This is a genomic window from Lactiplantibacillus plajomi (assembly GCF_005405405.1).
GTDB classification, from domain to species: Bacteria; Bacillota; Bacilli; order Lactobacillales; family Lactobacillaceae; genus Lactiplantibacillus; species Lactiplantibacillus plajomi.
The window spans coordinates 25494-48268 of record NZ_BJDZ01000022.1 but is presented as its reverse complement, the minus strand read 5'-3'; the positions used below and the strand labels follow the sequence as shown (position 1 = coordinate 48268).

At 47.6% G+C, this 22775-nt stretch carries 19 protein-coding genes and 1 tRNA gene; 2 read left to right on the top strand and 18 right to left on the bottom strand.

Annotated features, from left to right (window positions below):
- Positions 1–130: 130 nt before the first annotated feature.
- The 14 genes from FFM82_RS09660 to rpoN all read right to left on the bottom strand — a co-directional run bounded on the left by FFM82_RS09660 (position 131) and on the right by rpoN (position 16492).
- On the bottom strand, positions 131–865 hold the full coding sequence (locus FFM82_RS09660; RefSeq protein ID WP_137645631.1) for an amino acid ABC transporter ATP-binding protein: 735 nt from the start codon (positions 863–865) through the stop codon (positions 131–133).
- Between the two features lie 2 nt (positions 866–867).
- On the bottom strand, positions 868–2304 hold the full coding sequence (locus FFM82_RS09655) for an amino acid ABC transporter substrate-binding protein/permease (RefSeq protein WP_137645630.1): 1437 nt from the start codon (positions 2302–2304) through the stop codon (positions 868–870).
- Positions 2305–2619: 315 nt separating this feature from the next.
- Positions 2620–3090: an SsrA-binding protein SmpB gene (gene smpB / locus FFM82_RS09650; protein WP_137645629.1), complete on the bottom strand. Its 471-nt coding sequence runs from the start codon at positions 3088–3090 to the stop codon at positions 2620–2622.
- Positions 3091–3116: 26 nt separating this feature from the next.
- Positions 3117–5531 carry a ribonuclease R gene (gene rnr, locus FFM82_RS09645; protein WP_137645628.1) on the bottom strand — a complete coding sequence of 805 codons (2415 nt, stop codon included), beginning with the start codon at positions 5529–5531 and terminating at the stop codon, positions 3117–3119.
- A gap of 8 nt (positions 5532–5539) precedes the next feature.
- Positions 5540–6298: an alpha/beta hydrolase gene (locus tag FFM82_RS09640; protein ID WP_137645627.1), complete on the bottom strand. Its 759-nt coding sequence runs from the start codon at positions 6296–6298 to the stop codon at positions 5540–5542.
- A 52-nt stretch (positions 6299–6350) separates the two neighbouring features.
- The gene (secG, locus tag FFM82_RS09635; protein WP_137645626.1) at positions 6351–6587 is read right to left on the bottom strand and encodes a preprotein translocase subunit SecG; all 237 of its coding nucleotides are present in this window, start codon (positions 6585–6587) and stop codon (positions 6351–6353) included.
- A gap of 100 nt (positions 6588–6687) precedes the next feature.
- A complete protein-coding gene (locus FFM82_RS09630) occupies positions 6688–8238 on the bottom strand; it encodes a ClC family H(+)/Cl(-) exchange transporter (protein ID WP_137645625.1) in 1551 nt (516 codons plus the stop codon).
- A 4-nt stretch (positions 8239–8242) separates the two neighbouring features.
- Entirely contained in the window at positions 8243–9139 is an 897-nt protein-coding gene (locus FFM82_RS09625) for a hypothetical protein (RefSeq protein ID WP_137645624.1), read from the bottom strand.
- Positions 9140–9306: 167 nt separating this feature from the next.
- Positions 9307–10635 carry a phosphopyruvate hydratase gene (eno, locus tag FFM82_RS09620; RefSeq protein ID WP_137645623.1) on the bottom strand — a complete coding sequence of 443 codons (1329 nt, stop codon included), beginning with the start codon at positions 10633–10635 and terminating at the stop codon, positions 9307–9309.
- Between the two features lie 77 nt (positions 10636–10712).
- Positions 10713–11471 carry a triose-phosphate isomerase gene (gene tpiA / locus FFM82_RS09615; protein ID WP_137645622.1) on the bottom strand — a complete coding sequence of 253 codons (759 nt, stop codon included), beginning with the start codon at positions 11469–11471 and terminating at the stop codon, positions 10713–10715.
- 27 nt (positions 11472–11498) lie between these two features.
- On the bottom strand, positions 11499–12701 hold the full coding sequence (locus FFM82_RS09610) for a phosphoglycerate kinase (RefSeq protein WP_137645621.1): 1203 nt from the start codon (positions 12699–12701) through the stop codon (positions 11499–11501).
- A 115-nt stretch (positions 12702–12816) separates the two neighbouring features.
- Positions 12817–13839, bottom strand: coding sequence for a type I glyceraldehyde-3-phosphate dehydrogenase (gene gap, locus FFM82_RS09605; protein ID WP_137645620.1), 1023 nt, complete (start codon positions 13837–13839; stop codon positions 12817–12819).
- A 66-nt stretch (positions 13840–13905) separates the two neighbouring features.
- Positions 13906–14937: a sugar-binding transcriptional regulator gene (locus FFM82_RS09600; protein ID WP_137645619.1), complete on the bottom strand. Its 1032-nt coding sequence runs from the start codon at positions 14935–14937 to the stop codon at positions 13906–13908.
- Positions 14938–15154: 217 nt separating this feature from the next.
- On the bottom strand, positions 15155–16492 hold the full coding sequence (gene rpoN / locus FFM82_RS09595; RefSeq protein WP_137645618.1) for an RNA polymerase factor sigma-54: 1338 nt from the start codon (positions 16490–16492) through the stop codon (positions 15155–15157).
- Positions 16493–16574: 82 nt separating this feature from the next.
- Between rpoN and FFM82_RS09590 the strand changes: the two genes are divergently transcribed.
- Together FFM82_RS09590 and clpP are read left to right on the top strand one after the other, a co-directional pair.
- A tRNA-Arg gene (locus FFM82_RS09590) sits at positions 16575–16646 on the top strand.
- A gap of 437 nt (positions 16647–17083) precedes the next feature.
- Positions 17084–17674: an ATP-dependent Clp endopeptidase proteolytic subunit ClpP gene (clpP, locus tag FFM82_RS09585; RefSeq protein ID WP_137645617.1), complete on the top strand. Its 591-nt coding sequence runs from the start codon at positions 17084–17086 to the stop codon at positions 17672–17674.
- A 190-nt stretch (positions 17675–17864) separates the two neighbouring features.
- Here clpP and FFM82_RS09580 read toward each other — a convergent pair whose 3' ends face one another.
- The 4 genes from FFM82_RS09580 to rapZ form a co-directional block, all read right to left on the bottom strand.
- Positions 17865–19517 (bottom strand): peptide ABC transporter substrate-binding protein, encoded by a 1653-nt coding sequence (locus FFM82_RS09580; protein WP_137645616.1) that lies wholly within the window; start codon positions 19515–19517, stop codon positions 17865–17867.
- A 373-nt stretch (positions 19518–19890) separates the two neighbouring features.
- Complete coding sequence (whiA, locus tag FFM82_RS09575; RefSeq protein WP_137645615.1) at positions 19891–20823, bottom strand: DNA-binding protein WhiA; 933 nt, start codon at positions 20821–20823, stop codon at positions 19891–19893.
- 11 nt (positions 20824–20834) lie between these two features.
- The gene (gene mgfK, locus FFM82_RS09570; RefSeq protein ID WP_137645614.1) at positions 20835–21836 is read right to left on the bottom strand and encodes a gluconeogenesis morphogenetic factor MgfK; all 1002 of its coding nucleotides are present in this window, start codon (positions 21834–21836) and stop codon (positions 20835–20837) included.
- Entirely contained in the window at positions 21833–22717 is an 885-nt protein-coding gene (gene rapZ / locus FFM82_RS09565) for an RNase adapter RapZ (protein WP_137645613.1), read from the bottom strand. Before rapZ ends, mgfK begins: the two co-directional genes overlap by 4 nt.
- Positions 22718–22775: the final 58 nt, after the last annotated feature.

Below are 22775 nucleotides of genomic sequence, written 5' to 3'. Positions count from 1 at the left end.
TGCTCTTTTTTTATTTTCTATTATATCAAAAGCAGGTCTGGAAAAATCCGAAGATTTTTCCAGACCTGCTTTGTTTTTAGAGACTTATGTCACAGCCTCGTTTTTGGGTGTCTAAACCAATCAATTAAACTTAAACGTTGATAACCTTGTGTAAAAAGTCCTGTAACCGCGGGCTCTTCGGGTGATCAAACAGGTCATCCGGTTTCCCGCTTTCCTGAATCAACCCGTCAGCCATAAAGACGACCCGGTCAGCCACTTCCTTGGCAAAGCCCATTTCGTGGGTTACCACGATCATCGTCATCCCCTGAGCAGCCAAGTTCTTCATAACGTCCAACACGTCGCCGACCATTTCGGGGTCCAGCGCGGAGGTCGGTTCATCAAACAGCATGATACTCGGGTGCATGGCCAGCGCCCGGGCAATTGCGACCCGTTGCTTCTGCCCACCAGATAACGACTTTGGCATCGCGTCGGCCTTGTCTGACAGCCCAACCGTGGCTAATAAATCAAGCGCCGTCTTTTCCGCGGCTTCCTTTGATTCCTTACCAAGCTGAATCGGTGCCAACGTAATGTTTTGTAAGACGGAGAGGTGTGGAAACAGGTTAAAGTGTTGGAACACCATCCCGATATTTTCGCGCACCAGGTTAATGTTAGTCGCCTTATCCGACAAATCGTAGCCGCTAATAATCACTTGGCCTTGAGTCGGCACTTCCAAGTCGTTTAAGCACCGTAAAAAGGTACTCTTCCCGGAGCCAGACGGCCCAATCATGCAAACAACTTCGTTATCCTGGACTTCAAGGTTCAGCCCTTTCAACACTTCGTTGTTACCGTAACTTTTGTGTAAATCTTTAACCGTTACTTTAGCCATCCTTAGTTAATCCTCCTTTGAACCCAGTTCGATAACCACGTGAGTAAGGTGATGATAATCAAGTAGATCATCGCGATCATTAACCAGATCTTGAACCCTTCAAAGTTACGGGCAATGATCAACGTCCCGGTTTGAGTTAATTCGACAATCCCAATGACGGATAGAATCGAGGTATCCTTCAACGTAATAATGAATTGGTTAATGAACGACGGGATCATAATGCGAATCCCCTGCGGCATAATAACTTTCCGCATTGCGGTCCAGTAAGGCAACCCTAGTGAGCGGGCCGCTTCCATCTGGCCTTCGTCTACGGCCTGGAAGCCCCCCTTCACGAACGCACCGGTATACGCCCCTTCGTTCAACATCAACGTTATCATCCCGGCAATGAAGGCTGGAATCTTAAACCCGTGGCCAATCAAGTCGGGGAACCCGATGTAGATGAAGAAGGCCAGCACCATGAGTGGCATCCCCCGGAAAATGTAAATAATCGTGCTCGAAATTGCGGGACCGACTTTCCCAGGCATCACCCCGAGTACCCCGAGGGCGACCCCCATGATGGTTGCCAAAATAATTGAAATCACGGTCAGTTCAAGGGTCATCCATAGCCCGGTACCGATCGTCCCTAAGTTTTGGGTAAACAAACCGACAAACGTCCGGCTCTTCGCCGTTTCACCGGTCAACGATGATTGACTGGAATTTAAATACTTATTCGTGATTTTCTTATAAGTACCGTCCGCCTTGATGGCTTTTAAGCCGGCGTTGAACTTCTTCAATAATTCGGCGTTCTTACCCTTCTTAACGGCAAAGCCGTAATCACCAGCATCGTATTGTTTAGATACAATCTTTAACGCAATCCCATTTTTGATCCCGTAAGACATAACCGGGTAATCTTCAAAACAGGCGGCTGAGTTACCGACTTTAACGTCGTTATACATATTATTAGAATCATTGAAATACTTAATTTTAAAGCCGTACTTGTTTTGAATCGACTTGGCGTAGCTCGCACCGGCCGTCCCGGTCTTTAATGCGACCGTCTTGCCCTTTAACTGGCTAAACTTCTTAACTTGACTATCCTTAGCGACTGCCATCACAACCCCAGAGGTGTAGTAGGCGTCGGAGAAATCAAAGGTTTTTTGCCGTTCCGGTGTAATGTTCATCCCGGCAATCACTCCGTCAACCTGATTGGCACTTAACTGCTGAACCGCGGCCCCGAAACTAATTGCTTTTAACCTATAATTGAAATTTTCTTTTTTGGCGATTGCCTTTAAAATATCGATATCGATCCCCTTATACTTGCCGCCCTTAGCTTGAAATTCAAACGGCGCAAAGGTGGTATCGGTTGCAATCGTGTACGTTTTTGCCTGTGCGTTACTGCCAATCGCAAACCAGCTTCCGATCGCAGCGAGCAACATGACAACTGCAACTTGCCATTTTTTCATCAATGTGAGACCTCCCAGTTCATTTACCAATTTGGTATGTCATAAAATATAACATAATTCATCGGAGAGAACCAACTCGTCCTGTAATGATATTCTAATTTAAAATTAATGATTACGGTATCATTTTGACTTTACTTAATAAAATTAAGTTATTTTTAGCTGTCAGCAAAGAATCAGAAGAAAACAACGCGGAATGCCATTTTTAAATTTTTTTACAGTAATTAACTAATGATCGGTTATATTTGCTATTTTTATTCACCCATCAAAAAGGACCACCGCCGAAAATTCGGGGTGATCCTTGACCGTCAGCGGGGCTCAATAATGTTTCATGACCCGGTCAATCTGACGTTGTTGTTCACGTTTCTTAATGTCCTGCCGCTTGTCATACTCACGTTTCCCGTGAGCCACGCCAATCAGAACCTTTGCGAACCCGTGCTTCAAATACATCTTTAAGGGGATAATCGTGACCCCCTTAGTCTGCGTTGCCAACCCAAGCTTACTGATTTCTTTCTTATGCAACAGCAGCTTACGGTTACGGAGCGGGTCCACGTTAAAGCGGTTGCCCTCTTTGAACGGACTGATGTGAACGTTTTGCATCCACGCTTCACCGTTACGAATTTGAACGAACCCGTCCTTTAAGTTAACCCGCCGGTCGCGGACGGACTTGATTTCCGTCCCGGTCAACGCAATACCGGCCTCATAAGTGTCCTCGACCGCGTAATCGTGCCGGGCTTTTCGGTTCTGGGCGAGGGCGGTGTCCGGGTGTTTCCCGTGCTTTTTAGCCATTACCGCACATCCCCTATCTGAATAACTTACCGGCGGTGGTCGCCGTTGGACCGCCGATTACTGTTCCGGTTGTTATTATTATTGTTATGATTATTATTACGGTGGTTGTTGTTATTACGGCGGTTACCACCATTGCCGTTACGGTGATCATTATTGTGATTACCACCGTTGCGATTACCGTTGTTATTGCCATTACGCCGGTAATTGCCGTTACCACCGCGCCGGTTATTACCACGATAATTATCGTGATGTTCCCGTTTTGGTAGTAGGTCGGTCTTCGGCGCGTCTTCTGGATTCAACAACTTAAAGTCAATTTCCCGTTGATCCTTATCGACCCGCATCAGTTCAACCTTGACCGGCTGACCGATTCTAAAGGTCCGTTTCGTCTTGCGACCGACTAACGCCAATTGCTTTTCAACGTATTCGTAGTAATCGTCATCCATCACACTGATATGCACAAGTCCTTCGACCGTGTTTTCCAGCTCAACGAACAACCCGAACTTCATAACGGAATCAATCACCGCATCAAAATGTTCACCAACGTGGTCAGCCATGTATTCGGCCTTCTTCATCGAATCCACGTCGCGTTCGGTATCAATACCGCGCCGTTCGTGATCAGAAGTCGTTTCGGCAATTGACGGTAAGTCGTCACGATACTTCGCCCGCGCTTCTTCACCGGTGCCGTTTTCAGCGTAGTGCCGAATCAAGCGGTGAACCATCATGTCCGGGTAACGCCGAATCGGTGACGTAAAGTGGGTGTAATAAGGGGCTGCCAACCCAAAGTGGCCTAACGATTGATCCGCGTAATGGGCCTGCTTCATACTCCGCAGCATCATCACGGAAACCATGGCTTCTTCCGGCTTGCCGGCAACCTTCTTCAACACGTCCTGCAACATCTTCGGCTTAACGTCCTTTGAGGAACCGGTAACGTTCACTCCGAAAGTCGTCACGAACTCGAAAAAGCTCAACATCCGGTCGCTATCCGGAGTTTCGTGGACCCGGTAGATAAACGGTACTTTCAATAAGCTATAATGCTTAGCGACCGTTTCGTTAGCGGCTAACATGAAACTTTCAATCATCCGTTCCGCTAATCCCCGCACCCGCAACTGAATGTCGATCGGGTGGCCTGTTTCATCCACGATAATCTTGGCTTCGTTATCGTCAAAGTCAATTGCGCCACGGTGCCGCCGGTGCTTGTAGAGAATCCGGTGTAGGTCGCCCATAACGTCGAACATGTCGACCAAGTCCGCGTACTTTTCTCGGGTCTTAGGATCGTGGGCTTCCAGAATTTGGTTCACTGCGTCGTAGGTCATCCGCGCGTGCGACTTGATCACACTTTGGAAAATCTTATGGTTGACGATTTCCCCTGCCGGCGTAATTTCCATTTCGCAACTCATCGCCAACCGTTCCACGTCCGGATTCAACGAACAAATGCCGTTCGATAACCGGCGCGGTAGCATTGGAATCACGCGGTCGGTCAAGTAAACCGACGTCCCGCGCTTATACGCTTCGCGGTCCAAATCAGAGTTTTCGGTAACGTAGTGGCTCACATCAGCAATGTGCACCCCTAAGTGGTAGTTCCCGTTGTCGAGCTTCCAAGCCACGACCGCGTCATCCAAGTCTTTGGATTCAGCGCCGTCAATCGTGACCAGCGGTTGGTCGGTAATGTCTACCCGGCCTTCCTTTTCCGCGTCGGTGACGTAGTCCGGAATTCGGTTTGCCTGGTCGGTGACTTCTTCAGGGAAAACGGATGGGACTTCGTGTTGGTAGACCACTTGCAAAACGTCCATACCGGGGTCGTCAACGCTCCCGATAACCTGCTTAGCAATCCCAACGATGCGGGTCGGGTGTTGGGCGTCCGGGTAGGCGGCAACTTCCGCAATCACCACTTCGCCCTCGGTCGGGTGAATCCCCTGGTCGGTTACGAATAATTGGTACTTTGAAAGTTTCTTTTCTTTAATTTCGACCGTTCCGATAAAGCCCGCGGTATCCGTTGAAGGCGTAAACGCCCCAACGATTTGCGAGTAATTCCGCTTAACGATCCGCGTAATTTTTCCTTCCGGACCGCGGTCGGAACCGGGCCGCGCCGGTCGAATGATCTGAACTTCCACGTCGTCACCAGTAAAAGCGAACATCGTGTTGTCCGGGTTAATATAAATATCGGGCAGGTCGGGATCGTAGCGCACGAAACCAAAGCCCTTGTCGTTACCATGGAAGGAGCCTTCCACCGTTTTAGTTTCCTGCACGATCTTAAAATGGTCGTGGTCATCGGTACTAACTAACTTTTTACGTTCCATATTTGCGAGTTCCTTGACTAAGAAAGTAAAGGCGGTCGCGCCGGTATAGTGAAGTTCATCAGTTAACTGCTCAACACTATAACTGCGGTCGGGATGCGCCTGCAGAAAAGTCAGGATTTGTTCTTGTAAGTTTGTTTCTGACATTATTTACCTCATTTGTTAAATATAGTTTTTAAATACGTTAAGACATCTTGTTCCAACTGAACGTGTGCGTCGTTGACCGTGATTACGTGGCCGCTATCCGGGTACCAGTGAAAGTCGACCGGTACCCCTAACTTAATCAAGCGGGTTCGTAACGTCTGGGCAACGTTGGCATCAATCAGCTCATCACGGCCACCCTGGCCGATAAAAAACGGACGTTGAAGCCGATTAAGCTTCAATGCCACCTCGTTCGTGGTATACGCATCAATCGCCCGTAACTGCTGTTCAACTTGCGCCGGCAGCGTCGCTAGGACCCGGTGCTGTTCATCAGCTGCCAGCGGTCCCCTGGCCAACTGTGCCCGACTGCGTGTTAAGAACATCTTCGCCACGTGACTTTTATCGCCCGCTAGGACCGGTGAACTAAACGTCCCACCGCCTAACAGTTCCGGGTCACGCTCTAAAGCTGCCGTGGCGAAAATACCGCCGAGCGACAAGCCAAAGATACTAATTTTAGTATAGCCTTTTTGCCGCATAAATGATATTGCCCGTGCCGTATCCTGCCACCATTTTTCTGGGGAGCCCTGGGTCAGCACGTCACGCGGATCATCAGTCGCGTGGCCACTAAACTGGGGGGCGTAAACCGTGTAGTTTTCGCGTTCCAAGGCCCGCCCCAACATCCGAACATCATTGGCACTCCCCGTATAGGCGTGCAACAAAATGACCGCACAGTCGCCATGTTCAAATAAGAACGGTTCCGGTCGTTTTAACACACTAGCACCTGCCTTAAAAAAAAGCCTCCTGAAATCACAGGAGGACGGTCGATTACTTCGATGAATACCACGCTAAAGCCAACGCCAGTACGAAGAACGCAAGTCCCAGTACGACGGTCACTTTTTGCATAAAGGCTTCAAATCCCCGCGGCTTTTGCTTGGCGAACAAGTCGTCAGCACCACCGGTCAATGAAGACATGGCATCATTAGTTTTGGATGGTTGCATCATTACCGCAATGATAATCAGTACGGAAACAATCAATATTAACGTCATCAGTAGATTATACAATAAAAGTGCCTCCTAAAAGAGTCCGCTATGTCTATAACAATTTAACATATTTAGCGCCAGTTTTCCAGCCCTAGCCGTAATTCCTTCGTTTGTCAAGCACTCACGGCGTCGCCGCCGTTAATTGCTCAATTTGACGACGAACCCAGGCGCGGTTAGCATGATCAGTCAGGATAATCAAGGTATCACCGGCCCGCATCAGCGTATCGCCGTGTGGAATCACTTGTCGTTCACCACGGCAAATCGCAATTAGTAACGATTCACTCGGCCACTTGAAATCGCGGACTTGGTGGTCTTCAAGTTGTGACCCTTCAAAAACCGGTACTTCCAAGCGGTCCTGAACACCGGTATGTTCTGGTAATCGCGGCCGGATCAGTTTTTCCAGCAGTGCCTCGTAAATCGGGGCCCCTCCCAACAAGTCAACGACCAGAAAGGCGGTCATCGACACGACCGCGAGTGGCATCAAGTGGTGCAAGGTCCCGACCATTTCAGTAATCAGTAAAATTGCCGTAAACGGCGCCTTACCGATACCGGCAAAGTAACCCGCCATTGCAAAAATAATAAAATTAGCAACGAAGTGCGCTGGCATCCAGCCTAAGTTAACCATCGCCTGAGCGTAAATGGCGCCTAACACGGCCCCCAGCGATAGAATTGGCAGGAAAATTCCTCCGGGGAGCCCCGACCCGTAAGAAACGGTCGAGAACACGAACCGGATGATAAAAATACCAATTAAAACTAATAGTGCGGGCGTCACGGCGGCTAGGTCCAAAATAACGCCATTACCACCACCGAGTAGTTGTGGCCACTTTAAACCTAGCGGAATAACTAATAGAAACGGGACTAACCCGTTTAACCAACTCGGTAGCCGGAGTTTCGCGTACCAATTTGGCATCGTCAACGTCACGTTTTGATACAGGTAACCAAACACGCCGAGGAAGATTCCGAGTCCAATTAAGTTACCGTACTGACTTAGCGGTAAATTTTCCGTGTACGGAATATGTAGGACCGGCACCAGCCCAAAAAAGTTTAACGAAATAAAATTGCTGGCAATCGCACTGGCTAACGCCGTGGTCCAGATAATCGGTGAAAAATTATGATAAACTTCTTCCAAAATAAATAACGTGCTGGCAATTGGTGCGTTAAACGCGGCCGACAACCCGGCCGCGGCGCCCCCGGCAATCAACGAACGCCGGTCGGCACCCGTCCGGCGCAGCTTTTCGGCCACACCCTGACCAATGGTGGCGCCAAGTTGAATCGACGGTCCTTCACGGCCTAAAAACAGGCCGGAGCCAATGCCCAAAATGCCGCCAACGAACTTGCGCCACAGGACCGGCCACCAGGCGTAATCCAGCTCACCTGCCAGCTGGCCCTCAACTTGCGGAATCCCGGAACCCTTAATATCCGGTGACTGTTTCACTAAGTAACCGACAAACACCGCAATGGCAACGCTCGCCAGTACCCACAAAATCAGCCAAACCGGTTGGGCCCGCATCCCAACGTAGGCCCACTGAACAAACTTTAGCCCGTACTGAATACAAAAGCGAAAAATACTAACGACCACGCCGGCAATTAGCCCGACGAGTAAGCCGCGCCCGATTGCGCCCAAACGAGTCAAATCGAGGTGTCGTTTTCGTTTAGTTATCTGACTCTGCAACGCCTTAATCCTCCTTATTTCCGATAATCGTGGTTAAGCGTGCCCGGAGTGCGGCAACCGTTGTCACCGGCGCTCCCGCCATAACCCGCGTCACCCACTGAGGACCATCTGAACGAACCAACAACCCCTTTAGCAATGCCGTTGTTAGATCACTTTCAGCGAGGGTCGCACTTAACCCGGCCATAAAATCCGCATCGCCAGCAAAGGCGTCCAGCACGACCGGCACTAGCTCAGTTTCCTTAGCCGCCCGCTGCGCATCCGTAAAGTGACAAAAACCCACCTGCCCGCTCGTAACGACCAGGTTAGTGCCGTTCAGCTGGCCGTGAACGAAAGCATCGTTAGCGACCGGCTGAGTCCGTAAGAAGTCGGTGCGGTCCGCCATAAATTGGTCACCAAATTGGTGCCAATCGCCAGTATCCGCTGCGGCCACGACTTGTCGAAACGGTGCAACCGGCTGGTTCAGTTGGTTGAGGGCCGTCCCAATTTGCCGTCCTAACGTTGACTTGGCTAACGGTTCCGCCGTTTTAGCAAAATCCGCGAGGCAAATCCCAGTCAGCGGTTGATAAATCACGTAATAGAATTGATAACGGTCAAACATGAAACCGGCGTGCTTCAACCGCGGAGCCGTCAAGTGCAAACGTTCAAGCCGCGTTAAGCTGTACCGCTCCGTTAGGTAATTATCGCGCGTTTGCGGCAAGACGTTTGCTGGCGGAAAAATCGTGATTTCAGTACTGCCCACCGCAAATACGGCTGCTTGCTGATCAGCAACCACCTCGGGCGTCTTAAAGGGCTCGTTCTCACTGGCATAAATTTGGCGAATCAGGGGCTCAAACGCCGAAACGTTGATCCGAAGCGTTTCCCAATCCGCCAAATGCTCAATCGGTTGTTCAAAATAATCCATTACAATTCTCCTTTAACTGCTCATCATCCTATTTTAACACGGGACTAGGATTACGACCGGTATTTTCCAAATTGTCCCGGCCGTTGGTACGGCTACCGACCCAGCTAAAAATATGTATATAAAAACGCCGCCCGTAAGCGACGTTTTCATGGTTCACTTCAACTTAATTACTTGTTCGTAATGGCATCACGAGCAGCTTCGTCTAAATTGTAGAAGCCGTGGATACCCTTGTATTCTGAAGTGCTTTCAAGTTGGTCTTCAATCCGCATTAATTGGTTGTATTTAGCAATCCGTTCAGTACGGCTCATTGAACCAGTCTTGATTTGGCCGGCGTTCATTGCGACAACTAAGTCAGCAATGGTCGTGTCTTCGGTTTCACCAGAACGGTGAGAAACGATGGCAGTGTAGCCAGCTTGCTTAGCCATTTCGATAGCTTCAACCGTTTCAGTTAAAGTACCGATTTGGTTAACCTTGATTAAGATTGAGTTAGCAACGCCCATCTTGATACCCTTTGCAAGGTAGTCCGTGTTCGTAACGAATAAGTCGTCACCAACGATTTGAACTTTCTTACCAAGCTTAGCGGTTGCCATTTGCCAATCTTCCCAGTTGTTTTCATCCAAAGGATCTTCGATGGAAACGATTGGGTACTTGTCAACGATGCTGTCAAGTAAGTCAACGAATTCTTCGGCAGTAAATGACTTCCCATTTTCGCCTTCACCCTTCAAGTCGTACTTGCCAGTTTCGGTGTTGTAGAATTCTGAAGCGGCACAGTCGAAGGCGATTGAGATATCCTTACCAGGCTTGTAGCCGGCACGTTCGATAGCTTCAACCAAGATTTCGAATGGTTCTTCGTTGTTCTTCAAGTCAGGTGCAAAACCACCTTCGTCACCAACGGCAGTTGAGTAACCGCGTTCGTTCAAGATCGCTTTCAAGTTGTGGAAAGTTTCTGAACCCATCCGGATGGCTTCCTTAACTGAAGAAGCACCTACAGGCATGATCATGAATTCTTGGAAGTCAACGTCGTTGTTGGCGTGGGCCCCACCATTGATAACGTTCATCATTGGTGTTGGTAAAACGTGGGCGTTGAATCCACCAAGGTAGTTGTATAATGGCATTTCAAGTTCGTCAGCAGCTGCACGGGCAGCGGCAATTGAAACACCTAAGATCGCGTTAGCACCTAACTTAGCTTTGTTAGGCGTACCGTCTAACTTGATCATTGCTTGGTCAATGGCACGTTGATCAGTTACATCGTAACCAACGATTTCCTTAGCAATAATTTTGTTTACGTTGTCAACGGCTTTGGTAACACCCTTGCCCATGAAACGGCTCTTGTCGCCGTCACGTAATTCAACGGCTTCGTGTTCACCAGTTGAGGCACCTGAAGGAACGATACCGCGACCAAATGCGCCGCTTTCAGTATAGAGTTCAACTTCAACAGTTGGGTTACCACGTGAGTCTAAGACTTCGCGAGCATAAATATCTGTAATAATAGACATTAATTTCTCTCCTTAAATTTTGCTAATTTTGGTTCACATTTATTGTAGAGTTTTGCTATACAACTTGCAATAACTAATTAGTTATTTTGGTAGTTAACAAGTTCCAAGAACGAATCAGGTTGTAATGAAGCACCACCGACTAAGCCACCGTCGATGTCGGCCTTACCCATTAATTCGTTAACGTTAGCAGGTTTAACACTACCACCGTATTGAATCCGAACTTTATCAGCAACTTCTTGTGAGTAAAGACCCGCAACCGTCTTACGAACAACGGCACAGATTTCTTCGGCTTGATCACTCGTTGCAGTCTTACCAGTACCGATGGCCCAGATTGGTTCATAAGCAATTACTAATGAACTTACTTGGTCAGCGGACAAGTCTTTCAAGGCAGCCTTGATTTGACCTGAAACCCATTCTTCAGCTTGGCCAGCTTCACGTTGTTCTAATGATTCGCCACAGCAAATGATTGGCTTCATACCATTCTTAAAGATGGCGTGAGCTTTCTTGTTGATGTCTTCATCAGTTTCGTGGAAGTAGCCACGACGTTCTGAATGGCCGATGATGACGTAATCAACGCCAAGGTCAGCTAAAGCGGCTGGTGAAGTTTCACCAGTGAACGCACCAGCGTCTTCAAAGTATGCATTTTCAGCAGCAATCTTTAAGTCGGAACCCTTAGCAGCTTCAACCATTTCTTGTAAGAAAAGGGCTGGGGCAGCAACAACGGATTCAACTTTTGATGGGTCTGGTAATTGTGACTTAACCGCGTTAACGAAGTCTAAAGCTTCGCTAGCAGTTTTGTTCATTTTCCAGTTACCGGCAATAATAGGTGTACGCACGATAAACCTTCCTTTCGGAGAACAGAATTATTTGTCAGAAATAGCAGCGATACCAGGTAATTCCTTACCTTCAAGGTATTCAAGTGAAGCGCCACCACCAGTAGAGATGTGGGTCAACTTGTCGCCAACGCCGAGTTGCTTAACGGCAGCAGTTGAGTCCCCACCACCAACGATAGTCGTTGCGTCTGATAAGGTTCCTAAGAACTTACCAACTTCAAGGGTACCCTTAGCGTAGCTGCTCATTTCAAAGACACCCATTGGGCCGTTCCAAACAACCGTCTTAGCGGTCTTCAAAACGTCTTCGAATTCTTGAACGGACTTAGGACCGATGTCTAAGGCCATGTAACCGTCAGGAATGGCACCTTCAACGACTTTGTTAGGAACGTCGTTACTGAACTTTTCAGCAATAACGGAGTCGCTAGGTAAGACAAGCTTGTCGCCGGCCTTTTCAATAATGGACTTAGCTAATTCAATCTTGTCCTTTTCAACAAGTGAGTTACCAATGCCCATACCCTTAGCTGCGTAGAAGGTGTAGGTCATCCCACCACCGATGATGATCTTGTCAGCTTTGCTGATTAAGTGATCAATCACACCGATCTTGTCAGAAACCTTGGCACCACCTAAGATGGCAACGAATGGGTGCTTAGGATTGTCAACGGCGTCACCTAAGAACTTGATTTCCTTTTCCATTAAGAAACCAGCGGCAACTTGGTCCATGTTGGAGGCAATCCCAACGTTGGAAGCATGCTTCCGGTGGGCAGTACCGAACGCATCGTTAACGTAAACGTCACCAAGTGAAGCCCAGTATTTGCCCAATTCAGGGTCGTTACCAGATTCGCGCTTAACTTGTTCACCGTTAACAACGTCTTCAAAACGGGTGTTTTCAACAACTAAGACGTCACCGTCGTTCATGTTGTTGATAGCCGTTTCAAGTTGTTCACCTTCAGTAACGGGTACGAAAGTGACCGGTTTGTTCAATAAGTTTGAAAGGCGTTCTGCAACTGGACGTAAGCTTAAGCCCTTCTTATCATCTTCACTCTTAATCCGACCTAAGTGAGAGAACAGTACGGCTTTACCGTCGTGTTCAATCACGTATTTAATCGTTGGTAAAGCGGCAACGATACGGTTGTCGTCACCAATCTTGCCGTCTTTAATCGGAACATTAAAGTCGACACGAATTAAAACTTTTTTATCTTTAACATCTAAATCTGAAACGATTAGTTTAGCCAATGTTAAATCCTCCTAAGAATTCGTGGATACTGAATAAAAAAACGGCAAGAGGAGTCTGCCTCCCCCCGCCGTTATAAACCGTATGCGGTTTTAAAGTTCTTCGCTATCTAACGAATTAGAGAGTGGCAAACTTCAATAAAGTACGTACCATTTGGCAAGTGAAGCCGTATTCGTTATCGTACCAAGCAACAGTCTTAACTAATTGGTTGTCACCATCAGTCGTAACTTCAGTTTGGGTAGGATCGAAGATTGAACCAAAAGTAGTACCGATAACATCAGATGAAACGATTTCGTCATCGTTGTAACCGAATGATTCGTTACCTTCAGTGTGCTTCTTGATAGCAGCGTTAACTTCGTCAGCAGTAACCTTCTTGTCAAGGATAGCAACTAATTCAGTCAATGAACCGTCAACAACACCAACACGTTGTGCGTGGCCTTGTAACTTACCGTTCAATTCTGGGATAACTAAGCCAAGGGCTTTAGCGGCACCAGTTGAATGAGGAATCGTGTTTACACCGGCAGCGCGGGCAGCACGGAAGTTACCACCACGTACAGGGCCGTCAAGCAACATTTGAGTTGAAGTGTAAGCATGGATAGTAGTCATCGTACCAACCTTGATACCGAATTCTTTGTTTTCAAAGAATGCTAATGGTGCAAGGCAGTTAGTGGTACATGAACCAGCGGAAACGATACGGTCATCTGAAGTTAAGATGTCATCGTTAACGTTGTAAACGATAGTCTTCAAGTCTGAACCAGCTGGTGCAGAAATCAAGACACGCTTTGCGCCGGCGTCCAAGTGAGCTTGTGACTTAGCTTTTGAAGTGTAGAAACCAGTACATTCGAGGACGAAGTCAACGCCATCATTCTTAACCCAAGGAATGTTTTGTGCTTGTGGTTCAGCGTAAACACGGTAGTTCTTACCGTTTACGACGATTGAATCGTCAGTTGCTGAAACGTCGGCATCCAAAGTACCATGAGTTGAGTCATACTTCAAAAGATGAGCCAACAATGCAGGTGAAGTTAAATCGTTAATAGCAACAACTTCGATATCACTTGACTTTGCACCAAGTTCTAAGATACGACGGAATGCTAAACGACCGATACGTCCGAAACCATTAATACCAATTTTTACAGACATACTAGAATTTCCTCCTTGTGGAAATAAAAATATTTTTATTTTAAAAAGCAACTTCAATATAGAAGATTACTTCTTTAAAATCAAGTTTGCTGCACCTTCATCCGTGATCAGACACGTATGTTTAGGTGCGATGTTCGTCATATACGCCTCAATTGCGGTCGCCTTAGAGGCACCTCCCGCAACTGCGAGTATAATCTCCCTGTCGGCCAGCGCTCCGATTTGCAAGCCAATCCGCGGAATCCGGTAAACAACGTTACCATCTTGGTCGAAAAAGTAACCAAAGGCCTCGCCGATCGCTTTGCGACCACGTAGCACTTTAATTTGATCTTCCGACATATTCCGCCGGTGGGCCATGGCAATCGCATCACCGATGCTATGCACGACCACGTTGGCACGCCCGATAATCGCTAAAACCTCCTGGATACTTGGTTCTTGGAGGAGCGGCTTATACGTTCGTTCACTGACCTGTTCTGGCACAAACAACGACCGGAATTTACCCCCGGTATGCTGTGCCATTTGCGACGCGATCGTGTTGGCTTGAATCTCAACCGATTCGCCAACCCCACCGCGTGCGGGCACGAATAACAAGTCACGTTTACGGGCTAACTTGTCCGTTAAATGATTTGCCACGTGCGCCATGGTGTGACCGCCCATTACCGCAACAATGTTTTGACCTTCCGGTAACAATTGCTGTAACAGTTGGTTCACTTCTTCGCCCATGGTCCCAATAACTTTTAACTGTCGATCGGAATCGCCCGAAACGATGATGCAGCGTTTAATGTTAAACTGCTGCGCTAACTGCCGTTCCTTCTGGCGAATCCCCATCAGCTCATCCATAAATTGACTCAGCCCAAGCAACACATCACGTCCCTGTTGCGTCACTTGCATACCGGATTTACTCGTCATGATTAAATCCAATTTGCGTAGCGCGTCCGTTTCGGTACGTAGTGTCCGTTCGCTGACGTCAAGGGTTTGAGCTAACAACCGACGTCCAACTGGGGCCATCCAACTTATGGTACGTAACACTAAGTAACGATGACTTAGCATGTCGACCATATCTGGGGCAATTGCCTCAATCCATTGAATATCTGAATGCATGGCATCCAACCTGCTCTCTAGTGGGACGGGTCCGGTCCAGCTATGTCGTATAACGACCCAAAGACTTCAAAAAACAAAGCACACAACTCAAATTTACTACGAAATCGCTGTTGCATACCTCTCTTAACCACAACATGAATTATAACAGGTTCCCCAAGCCGTTGCAAACTAAAGCAAGTCTTGGTCAGGAACCGACTGGTCTAAACGTCAAGTTTTATTATCGTTCGGTTTTCAAGTACTGTTTTCGCTTCGACGAAGCCGGGATGTTAAGGTTTTCCCGATATTTAGCGACGGTCCGACGAGAAAGTTCGACATTCTCGCTCTTAAGAATCTGAACTATTTTCTGGTCTGAAAGCGGTTTTTCTTTATTTTCGCTATCAATCAAGGCCCGAATCCGGTGCTGAACCAGGTCAGCCGAGACTAACTGACCACCCGTGGGACGCTTACCGACCGCTTGCGTAAAGAACCGTTTCAACTCAAACATACCAAAGTCAGTCTGAACATACTTCCCATTAATACTCCGACTAATCGTTGACTCGTGGACGTGAAGCTGCTGGGCAACGTCCCGTAATAATAACGGGGTTAACGTCGTCGTCTTTTCCAGGAAGAAATCAACTTGCCGTTCCATAATGGCACTACCAACGCGAAAAATCGTGGCTTCGCGTTGTTGAAGACTGCTGGCAATCCAGTCATATTCCGACTTCTTTTCCTTCAAATACTGGGTCACTTCCCGGTCACCCTGCCCAGCCATTTGTTGATAATACTTACGCTGAAAGGTGACGACCGGCTGGGCCATTGAGGCCGTCTTCAAGGTCAAACGCCCGTGGTGATTACGAATAACCAGGTCTGGAAAAATGTAGCCGGTCGTTTCTTGGCCCACCGCCGCCCCCGGGACCGGGCTCAACGTCCGCACGTAGTCGTAAACCGTTGAAATGTCCGCCAGTCCGACCCGGTAACGCTTCGCCAGTCGGTCCCAGTGGTGGTTGACTAACTCATCAAAACTTTCTTCTAATATAATGTACGCCAAGTTAGGGGCGTAGTCGTCATTTTCTGTTTGTAACATCAACGCTTCACGTAAATCGCGCGCGCCAACACCCGGTGGATCTAATTGCTGCAGCAGCGTAATCGCATCTAATAGTTGAATTTTAGTGGCGTGGGTTTCCGCTAGCACCCGCTGCTCATCAATCTGCAAGTAACCGTTCACATCGACAGACTCAATTAACGTCAAAACGATTTTTCGCAACGGGGTGTCCCGCATCGTCAGGTGAATTTGATCTAATAAGTATTCAAATAGCGAGTGCTGATTACTGGTCGAGACCCGTTCAATAAAGTCCGCCTTAGCGGGAACGTTGTTGGCCGCCTCGAGCCCAACGTGATTAGTTTGCCAACTCGTGTCCACGTCAATCAGTGGGTTTTCAAGGGCTTTTTGGGTTAGAAAGTCCCTTAACTCTTCAACGTTAAACTGCAACATTTGGATCGATTGCTGCAGTCGCTGGGTCATAGCCAGCTTTTGAGATTGCTGCTGGCGTTGGCTAAACTCCGGTCGTAATGCCATTAATAACCCCTCCCAAATAAATTTTTATTTAAAACCCTTGTGTTTTTATCCAGAATCCGCTAAACTATAATATGTTGTTTAGGCGCCCGTAGTGTAATGGATCGCACGTAAGATTCCGGTTCTTGAAATGGGGGTTCGATTCCCTCCGGGCGCATCAGTTAGCTGAGTTAAAGCTCAGCTTTTTTTATACCCTAATTTACCCGAATGGACTATACTGGTTACACTGTCATATGTTAACGAATTTTGGGAATAAGTACAAGTCCGACCCCTAATTCGCTCAACCAACGATTAAGCGTTCCCACTTGATTGTTAGTTGGTAAATCTCTATCCTATTAATTAGTAGAAACAAGCGGTTCGCTTGCCCATAACGTTGATTATTTTAAACGTTACGGGCAAAAAAAGAGACCGGGCACCTCCCAGTCTCAAGCCGTATATGATAGAAACCTAAGTATACCACTTTATCTACTAAAACGGTATTTTACTTTTGAGGTTTTTCTTTTGACCTTTACTGACCTTAGGGGTAAACTACATTTATTAGCAAGGCGCTAACACCGCTAATTTAAATATGAAACTTTTAGGAGGCTAACAGTTATGTATCCAGTTCCGACAGTTATCGAACAGTCATCACGTGGCGAACGGGCCTATGATATCTATTCACGACTTTTAAAAGACCGTATCATCATGTTATCCGGTCCAATCGAAGACAACATGGCTAACGCCATCATTGCCCAATTACTTTTCTTGGATGCCCAAGATTCAGGTAAGGACATCTACCTTTATATCAACTCACCAGGTGGGGTCGTTACCGCCGGCTTGGCCATCTACGATACGATGAACTTTATCAAATCCGACGTTCAAACGATCGTTATGGGGATGGCCGCTTCAATGGCCAGTGTCTTGGCATCATCCGGGACCAAGGGTAAGCGGTTCGCGCTTCCTAACTCAGAAATCTTGATTCACCAACCATCCGGTGGTGCACAAGGTCAACAAACGGAAATCGAAATCGTTGCCGAAGAAATTTTGAAGACTCGTAAGAAGATCAACGAAATCTTGGCAAGCAATTCCGGTCAACCCGTTGAGAAGTTAAATCACGATACCGAACGTGACAACTACTTGACTGCTCAAGAAGCCAAGGAATACGGTTTGATTGATGATATTATGGAAAACAATAGTTTGAAATAAACATTAACCACCCGTATCACTAACGCTTAACATTGATTACACAAAGGGACCCCCAATTCATTCTGAATTGGAGGTCCCTTTTGCTGACGGCTCATCGTCAGCAAAAATTGCGGTCTTCGAACAGCGTGCCCACGAACCGTTCCGACCCATTTTTTACTTAATCCTAATCGTTATACTTCATACCGTCCGCCTATTTCGCAATGTAAGCGTACTTGTAATTCCACTGGGTGCCCGCGGTATTGTGAATAATCCCCTTGGCCTTCGGATTTTGAAGGTGCGAGTACACCGTCTGGTACAGTGGTGTAATGCCTTGATCCTGCATGATTGTCCGTTCCGCTTTAAGCATATCTTGCCAACGGGCATTCTTATCATTGGCATCCTGATCCTGGGCCTGGTCGACTAACTGGTTATAAGTCTTACTATTATATTTTCCGTAATTATAGCCGCTGTTACTCGTCATAATTTGTAAGTGGGAAATCGGGTCGTTGAAGTCGGCGCCCCAACCGCTTAGGTACAAATCAAAGTTGCCAGCTTGAGCCCGGCTGGATGCTACCTTTGCCGGGATGTTGGATAAATCGACCGTCAGCCCAGTTAAATTCTTTTCCAACGCGGATTTCAAATATTGCGAAATCGGCTTGTTGGGTTCGTCATTCGAGGTCAACAGCCGGAGGGTCAGCTTTTTCAAACCGGTTTCCTTCAGCCCCTGTTGCCATAACTGCTTAGCCAACTTAGTATTATAGGACGTTGAATTTTTAACGGTTGACTGTGCCGAGAAGTCCTTGCCAGTCTTGGGATCGTCCGCCAAGTCTTGGGGAACGAAAGTCTTAGACACCGTTGACGCGTCGCCAATAACGTTCTTGACCAGCGTCTTACGGTTGATCGATAACGAAATGGCCTGGCGAATCTTTTGATTATTGAGTGCCTTCTTCACGGTTGAATCGCTATCTTGGAAGTTATAAACCAGGAACGCCGTAATCGAGTACGGATACGTCCGGTATTTTGAATTATTTTTCAGGTTCTTAACTTGTTCACTAGCTAACTGGGTTAAATCAAGCTTATTTTCTTGGAATAAGTTCAACGTAGTGGTCGTACTTTGGTTAACAGAATAGTTGATCTTTTGTAAGTGAACCGCCTTTTTATCCCAGTACTGGTCATTCTTGACAAATTGCCACTTATTATTGGTCCCGGTCCAACCGGTCAACTTAAATGGCCCACTATAAAGCATGTACTGCGCCTTAGTGGCGTACTTGGCGCCCCACTTCTTGACCGCCTTTTCACTGATCGGTCCAAAAAGCGGGTAAGTCATCAACTTTTTAAAGTAGCTAATTGGTTTTTCCAAACTAACGATGAAAGTATGCTGGCCCTCAGCCTTAACGCCTAACGTACTTGGCGCTTTTTTACCGGCCACGATGGCGTCCGCGTTCTTAACACCCGAGAAGAGGTAGGCGTACTGCGACTTGGTTGCCGGCGTAACCGTCCGCTTCCACGAATAAACAAAGTCCTGAGCAGTAATTGCCGAACCATCACTCCACTTGGCATCACGAATCGTGAAGGTATAGGTTTTCCCGTCCTTCGATACCTTCGTCGACTTGGCTAATCCAGGCGTAATGCTACCGTTTTTCCCCAACCGGTACAAGCTTTCAAAAATATTCCCGGTACTGCCATAACCGGACATGTTAGAAATATCGATTGAATCGAGCGGGCTGGGATAAGAAAGGTTCAGTACTTGGTTACTGGCATATTTCCCACTACCAGTCGATTGTGAACTATTCTGACCACAAGCAGCCAACACCGTTACTAATACTAAACTCAATAATGCCGTCACAACTGATTTCTTTTTCAATTCTTTTCGCCCCTTTTTTAATCTAAGTATCCTTACGCACCGGAAACAAAAAACGCCTGCTTAGAATCTCGTCAGATTCCAAGCAGGCGTTTCAAAAATAACGATTTGAGCTCAATGCCGTTAATTTTGATGCACTGGAGACGCTTGTAATTCAACGCAAATAACCATGTTGTCAGGTTCACAACATGGGCAGCACATCATCATTTGGCTAGCTGAAATTTGCATGACTACGTCTCTCCGATCTCATAAGTTGAACCAAGTATAATCAGTTCTACTTACTTTTGTCAAGTGTTTTCATCACGTGATTTTAATTAAGTTCTCATTCGATTTAAAAAACGACCCGGGACCATACCGGTACCCGAGCCGCCCAAAACTAAGCTTCCTTTTGAAGCCGTTCAGCAAATTGGTTGATTTTTCTGAGCCGGTGATTGATTCCCGACTTGGAGATTGGCCCCCCCGGCACCAACGTTCCCAACTCTTTCAAGCTAACTTCGCGGTGGGCCAAGCGGGTGACCGCCACTTCTTGTAACTTTTGCGGTAACTGTTTCAAACCAACCGTCTGATCGATCAACAAAATGTTTTCAATTTGCCGACTAGAGGCGTTGGCCACCTTATCCATATTGGCGTTCTCACAGTTCACGAGCCGGTTAACCGAATTGCGCATATCACGCATGATCCGCACGTCTTCAAACTTGAGCATCGCGGTAGTCGCCCCGATCAGCGACAAAAAGTCGGCAATTTTTTCAGCTTCCTTGATGTAAGTAATGAATCCGCCGCGCCGGTTGGTCGTTCGCGAATTTAAGCCGTACTTGTTCATCATTTCAGAAATCATCCGGTTATGTTCTTCATACAGCGAATAAATTTCCAAGTGGTAGCGCGACGTTTCTGGGTTATTAACGGATCCGCCGGCTAAGAATGCGCCCCGTAAATAGGACCGCACCGCGCCGTCATCCGTTAACACTTCGGTCGGCGCCACTTCCACAATTTGATAATCCTTTAAAATTCCTAAATCCGCAAGGACCATGTCCGTCCCGGTCTTTAGTCTCACGATGTACAGGTTATTCTTGTTCAACTTCATTTTTCGGCGAACGATCAGTTCACTGGCAACGTCATAAAATTGCTTTAATAACCGGTAAATACGCCGCGCAATTGCCGGGTTTTCAGTTTGAATATTCAAAATAAAATGGTGATTAGCCAAGCTAATCGTTCCATTCATCCGAATTAGAGCCATCAGTTCGGCCTTGGCATTTTCGCGATGGACAGCAAGGTTGGTTAATTCTTTCTTAACTTCACTGGCGTATGACATTCGTAGGCCTCCTATCTTAAAATATTGGCATGACCAACTAAATTCATCAGTTCCGCAACGACTTGATCACCGTCGTGGAAGGCCCCGTTATCGCGCAATTTTAAGAAATTCGACGAGATGACCTTGCAGTTCTGCTCGCGTAAGCCCCGAAAATCGTGACTAACTTGGCGCGAAACTTCGTTAAATTTATGGAAATCCATGTAATCCTCGGGCACTTTTTCCGTGTTGACGAGGACGGTATTGATAAAGTTTTCACCGAGGTGGCGGTTAAGGACCCGCACGTGGTCGGCATCTGAGAAATGATCGGTTTCACCCTTTTGGGTCATGATGTTACAAATATAAACGACTTCGGCGTCCGATTCACAAACCGCCCGGCCGATGTTATTGATCGTCAGGTTCGGTAAAATGCTGGTAAATAAACTCCCCGGGCCCAACACGATTTGGTCGGCAGCCATGATGGCGTCGATAACCGGTTTGACCGCGACTGGTTCGGCGCCCGCCTTGTCCGTCACCCAAACGCGGTCGAGTGACTTGTGGGCGGCGGTGATTTCGGCCTCACCGACTAATTCGGTCCCGTCCTTAAAGCGGCCGTGTAACGTTAGCGGCTCGTTGGCGGCCGGATAAACGTGGCCGTCGACCTGCATCATGCTTGATAGTTCCTGTACGGCGTCGAACACCCCAGATTTCATTTCGGTCAACGCGGCAATCACTAAATTACCGATGGCGTGACCGGCAAAGAACTGGTCGCTACCCTGAAACCGGTACTGGAAGATATCCTTGTACAGGTGGGGCCAATTCGACAATGCCACCATGACGTTACGAATATCGCCAGGCGGCACGACGTTAACGTAATTACGAATAATGCCGGACGAACCCCCGTCATCAGCCACCGTAACGACCGCCGTGATATCAACGTCTTGCTTACGCAAACCGTTCAGGACGACCGGCAAACCGGTCCCCCCGCCAATCACAACGATTTTCGGGCGCTGGGTTTTAAACGTATATTTTCTCATGAGCGATTGACCGTTTCCTTTCGTTTGTCGATATCGCGATGGCTAATATGAACGTTATAGTTCTTCGCCAGGGCCGCACCAATCCGTTCAGTCAGCGCAACAGAGCGGTGCTGACCACCGGTACACCCGATGGCAATCGTCAAACTCGTTTTGCCTTCCGCTTCGTAACCCGGCATGATACTTTCCAGCATGCCGAGAAATTGTTGGTAAAACTTTTCGGTCGCCGGCTGGTTCATCACATAGTCCGCCACCGGCTTTTCCAGCCCGGTATGTTTCTTAAGTTCTGGCACGTAATACGGATTGGGTAAGAACCGAACATCCATCACGATATCGGCATCGATTGGCAAGCCGTACTTAAAGCCGAACGATAACATTTCAACGTGGAACGTTTCGTCCGCACTGGTTTCGAATTTATCAAATAACGATTCGCGCAATTCTCGCGGCGTCAGCGCCGTTGTATCGATCACGTAGGAGGCGCGGTCTTTGAGCGGCGCTAATAGTTCCCGTTCTTTTAAGACCCCGTCCATAATCCGGCCTTCCATCGCTAACGGGTGCGACCGGCGGGTTTCCTTATACCGGGAGACCAGCTCTTCATTGGACGCATCTAAAAACAAAATTTTGGTTGAAACGAAATCCGTGTTATCCAGGTTCGCCAACATGTCCATAATTTCGTCATAAAAGGCGCGTGACCGCAAGTCGATCACCAACGCCACCTTTTTAATTTTGCCGGTTTCCTCCACCAGCTCCGAAAATTTCGGTAGCAGCGTTGGCGGCATGTTATCGATGCAAAAGTAACCGAGATCTTCAAAACTTTGGACGGCAACCGTCTTACCGGCGCCGCTCATTCCCGAAACAATCACTAATTGTAATGAATCTGCCATGCTTTTACTCCTCTCAGTCCACATTGTTGGTAGTATAGCATACCGGGCGTGTCATTAC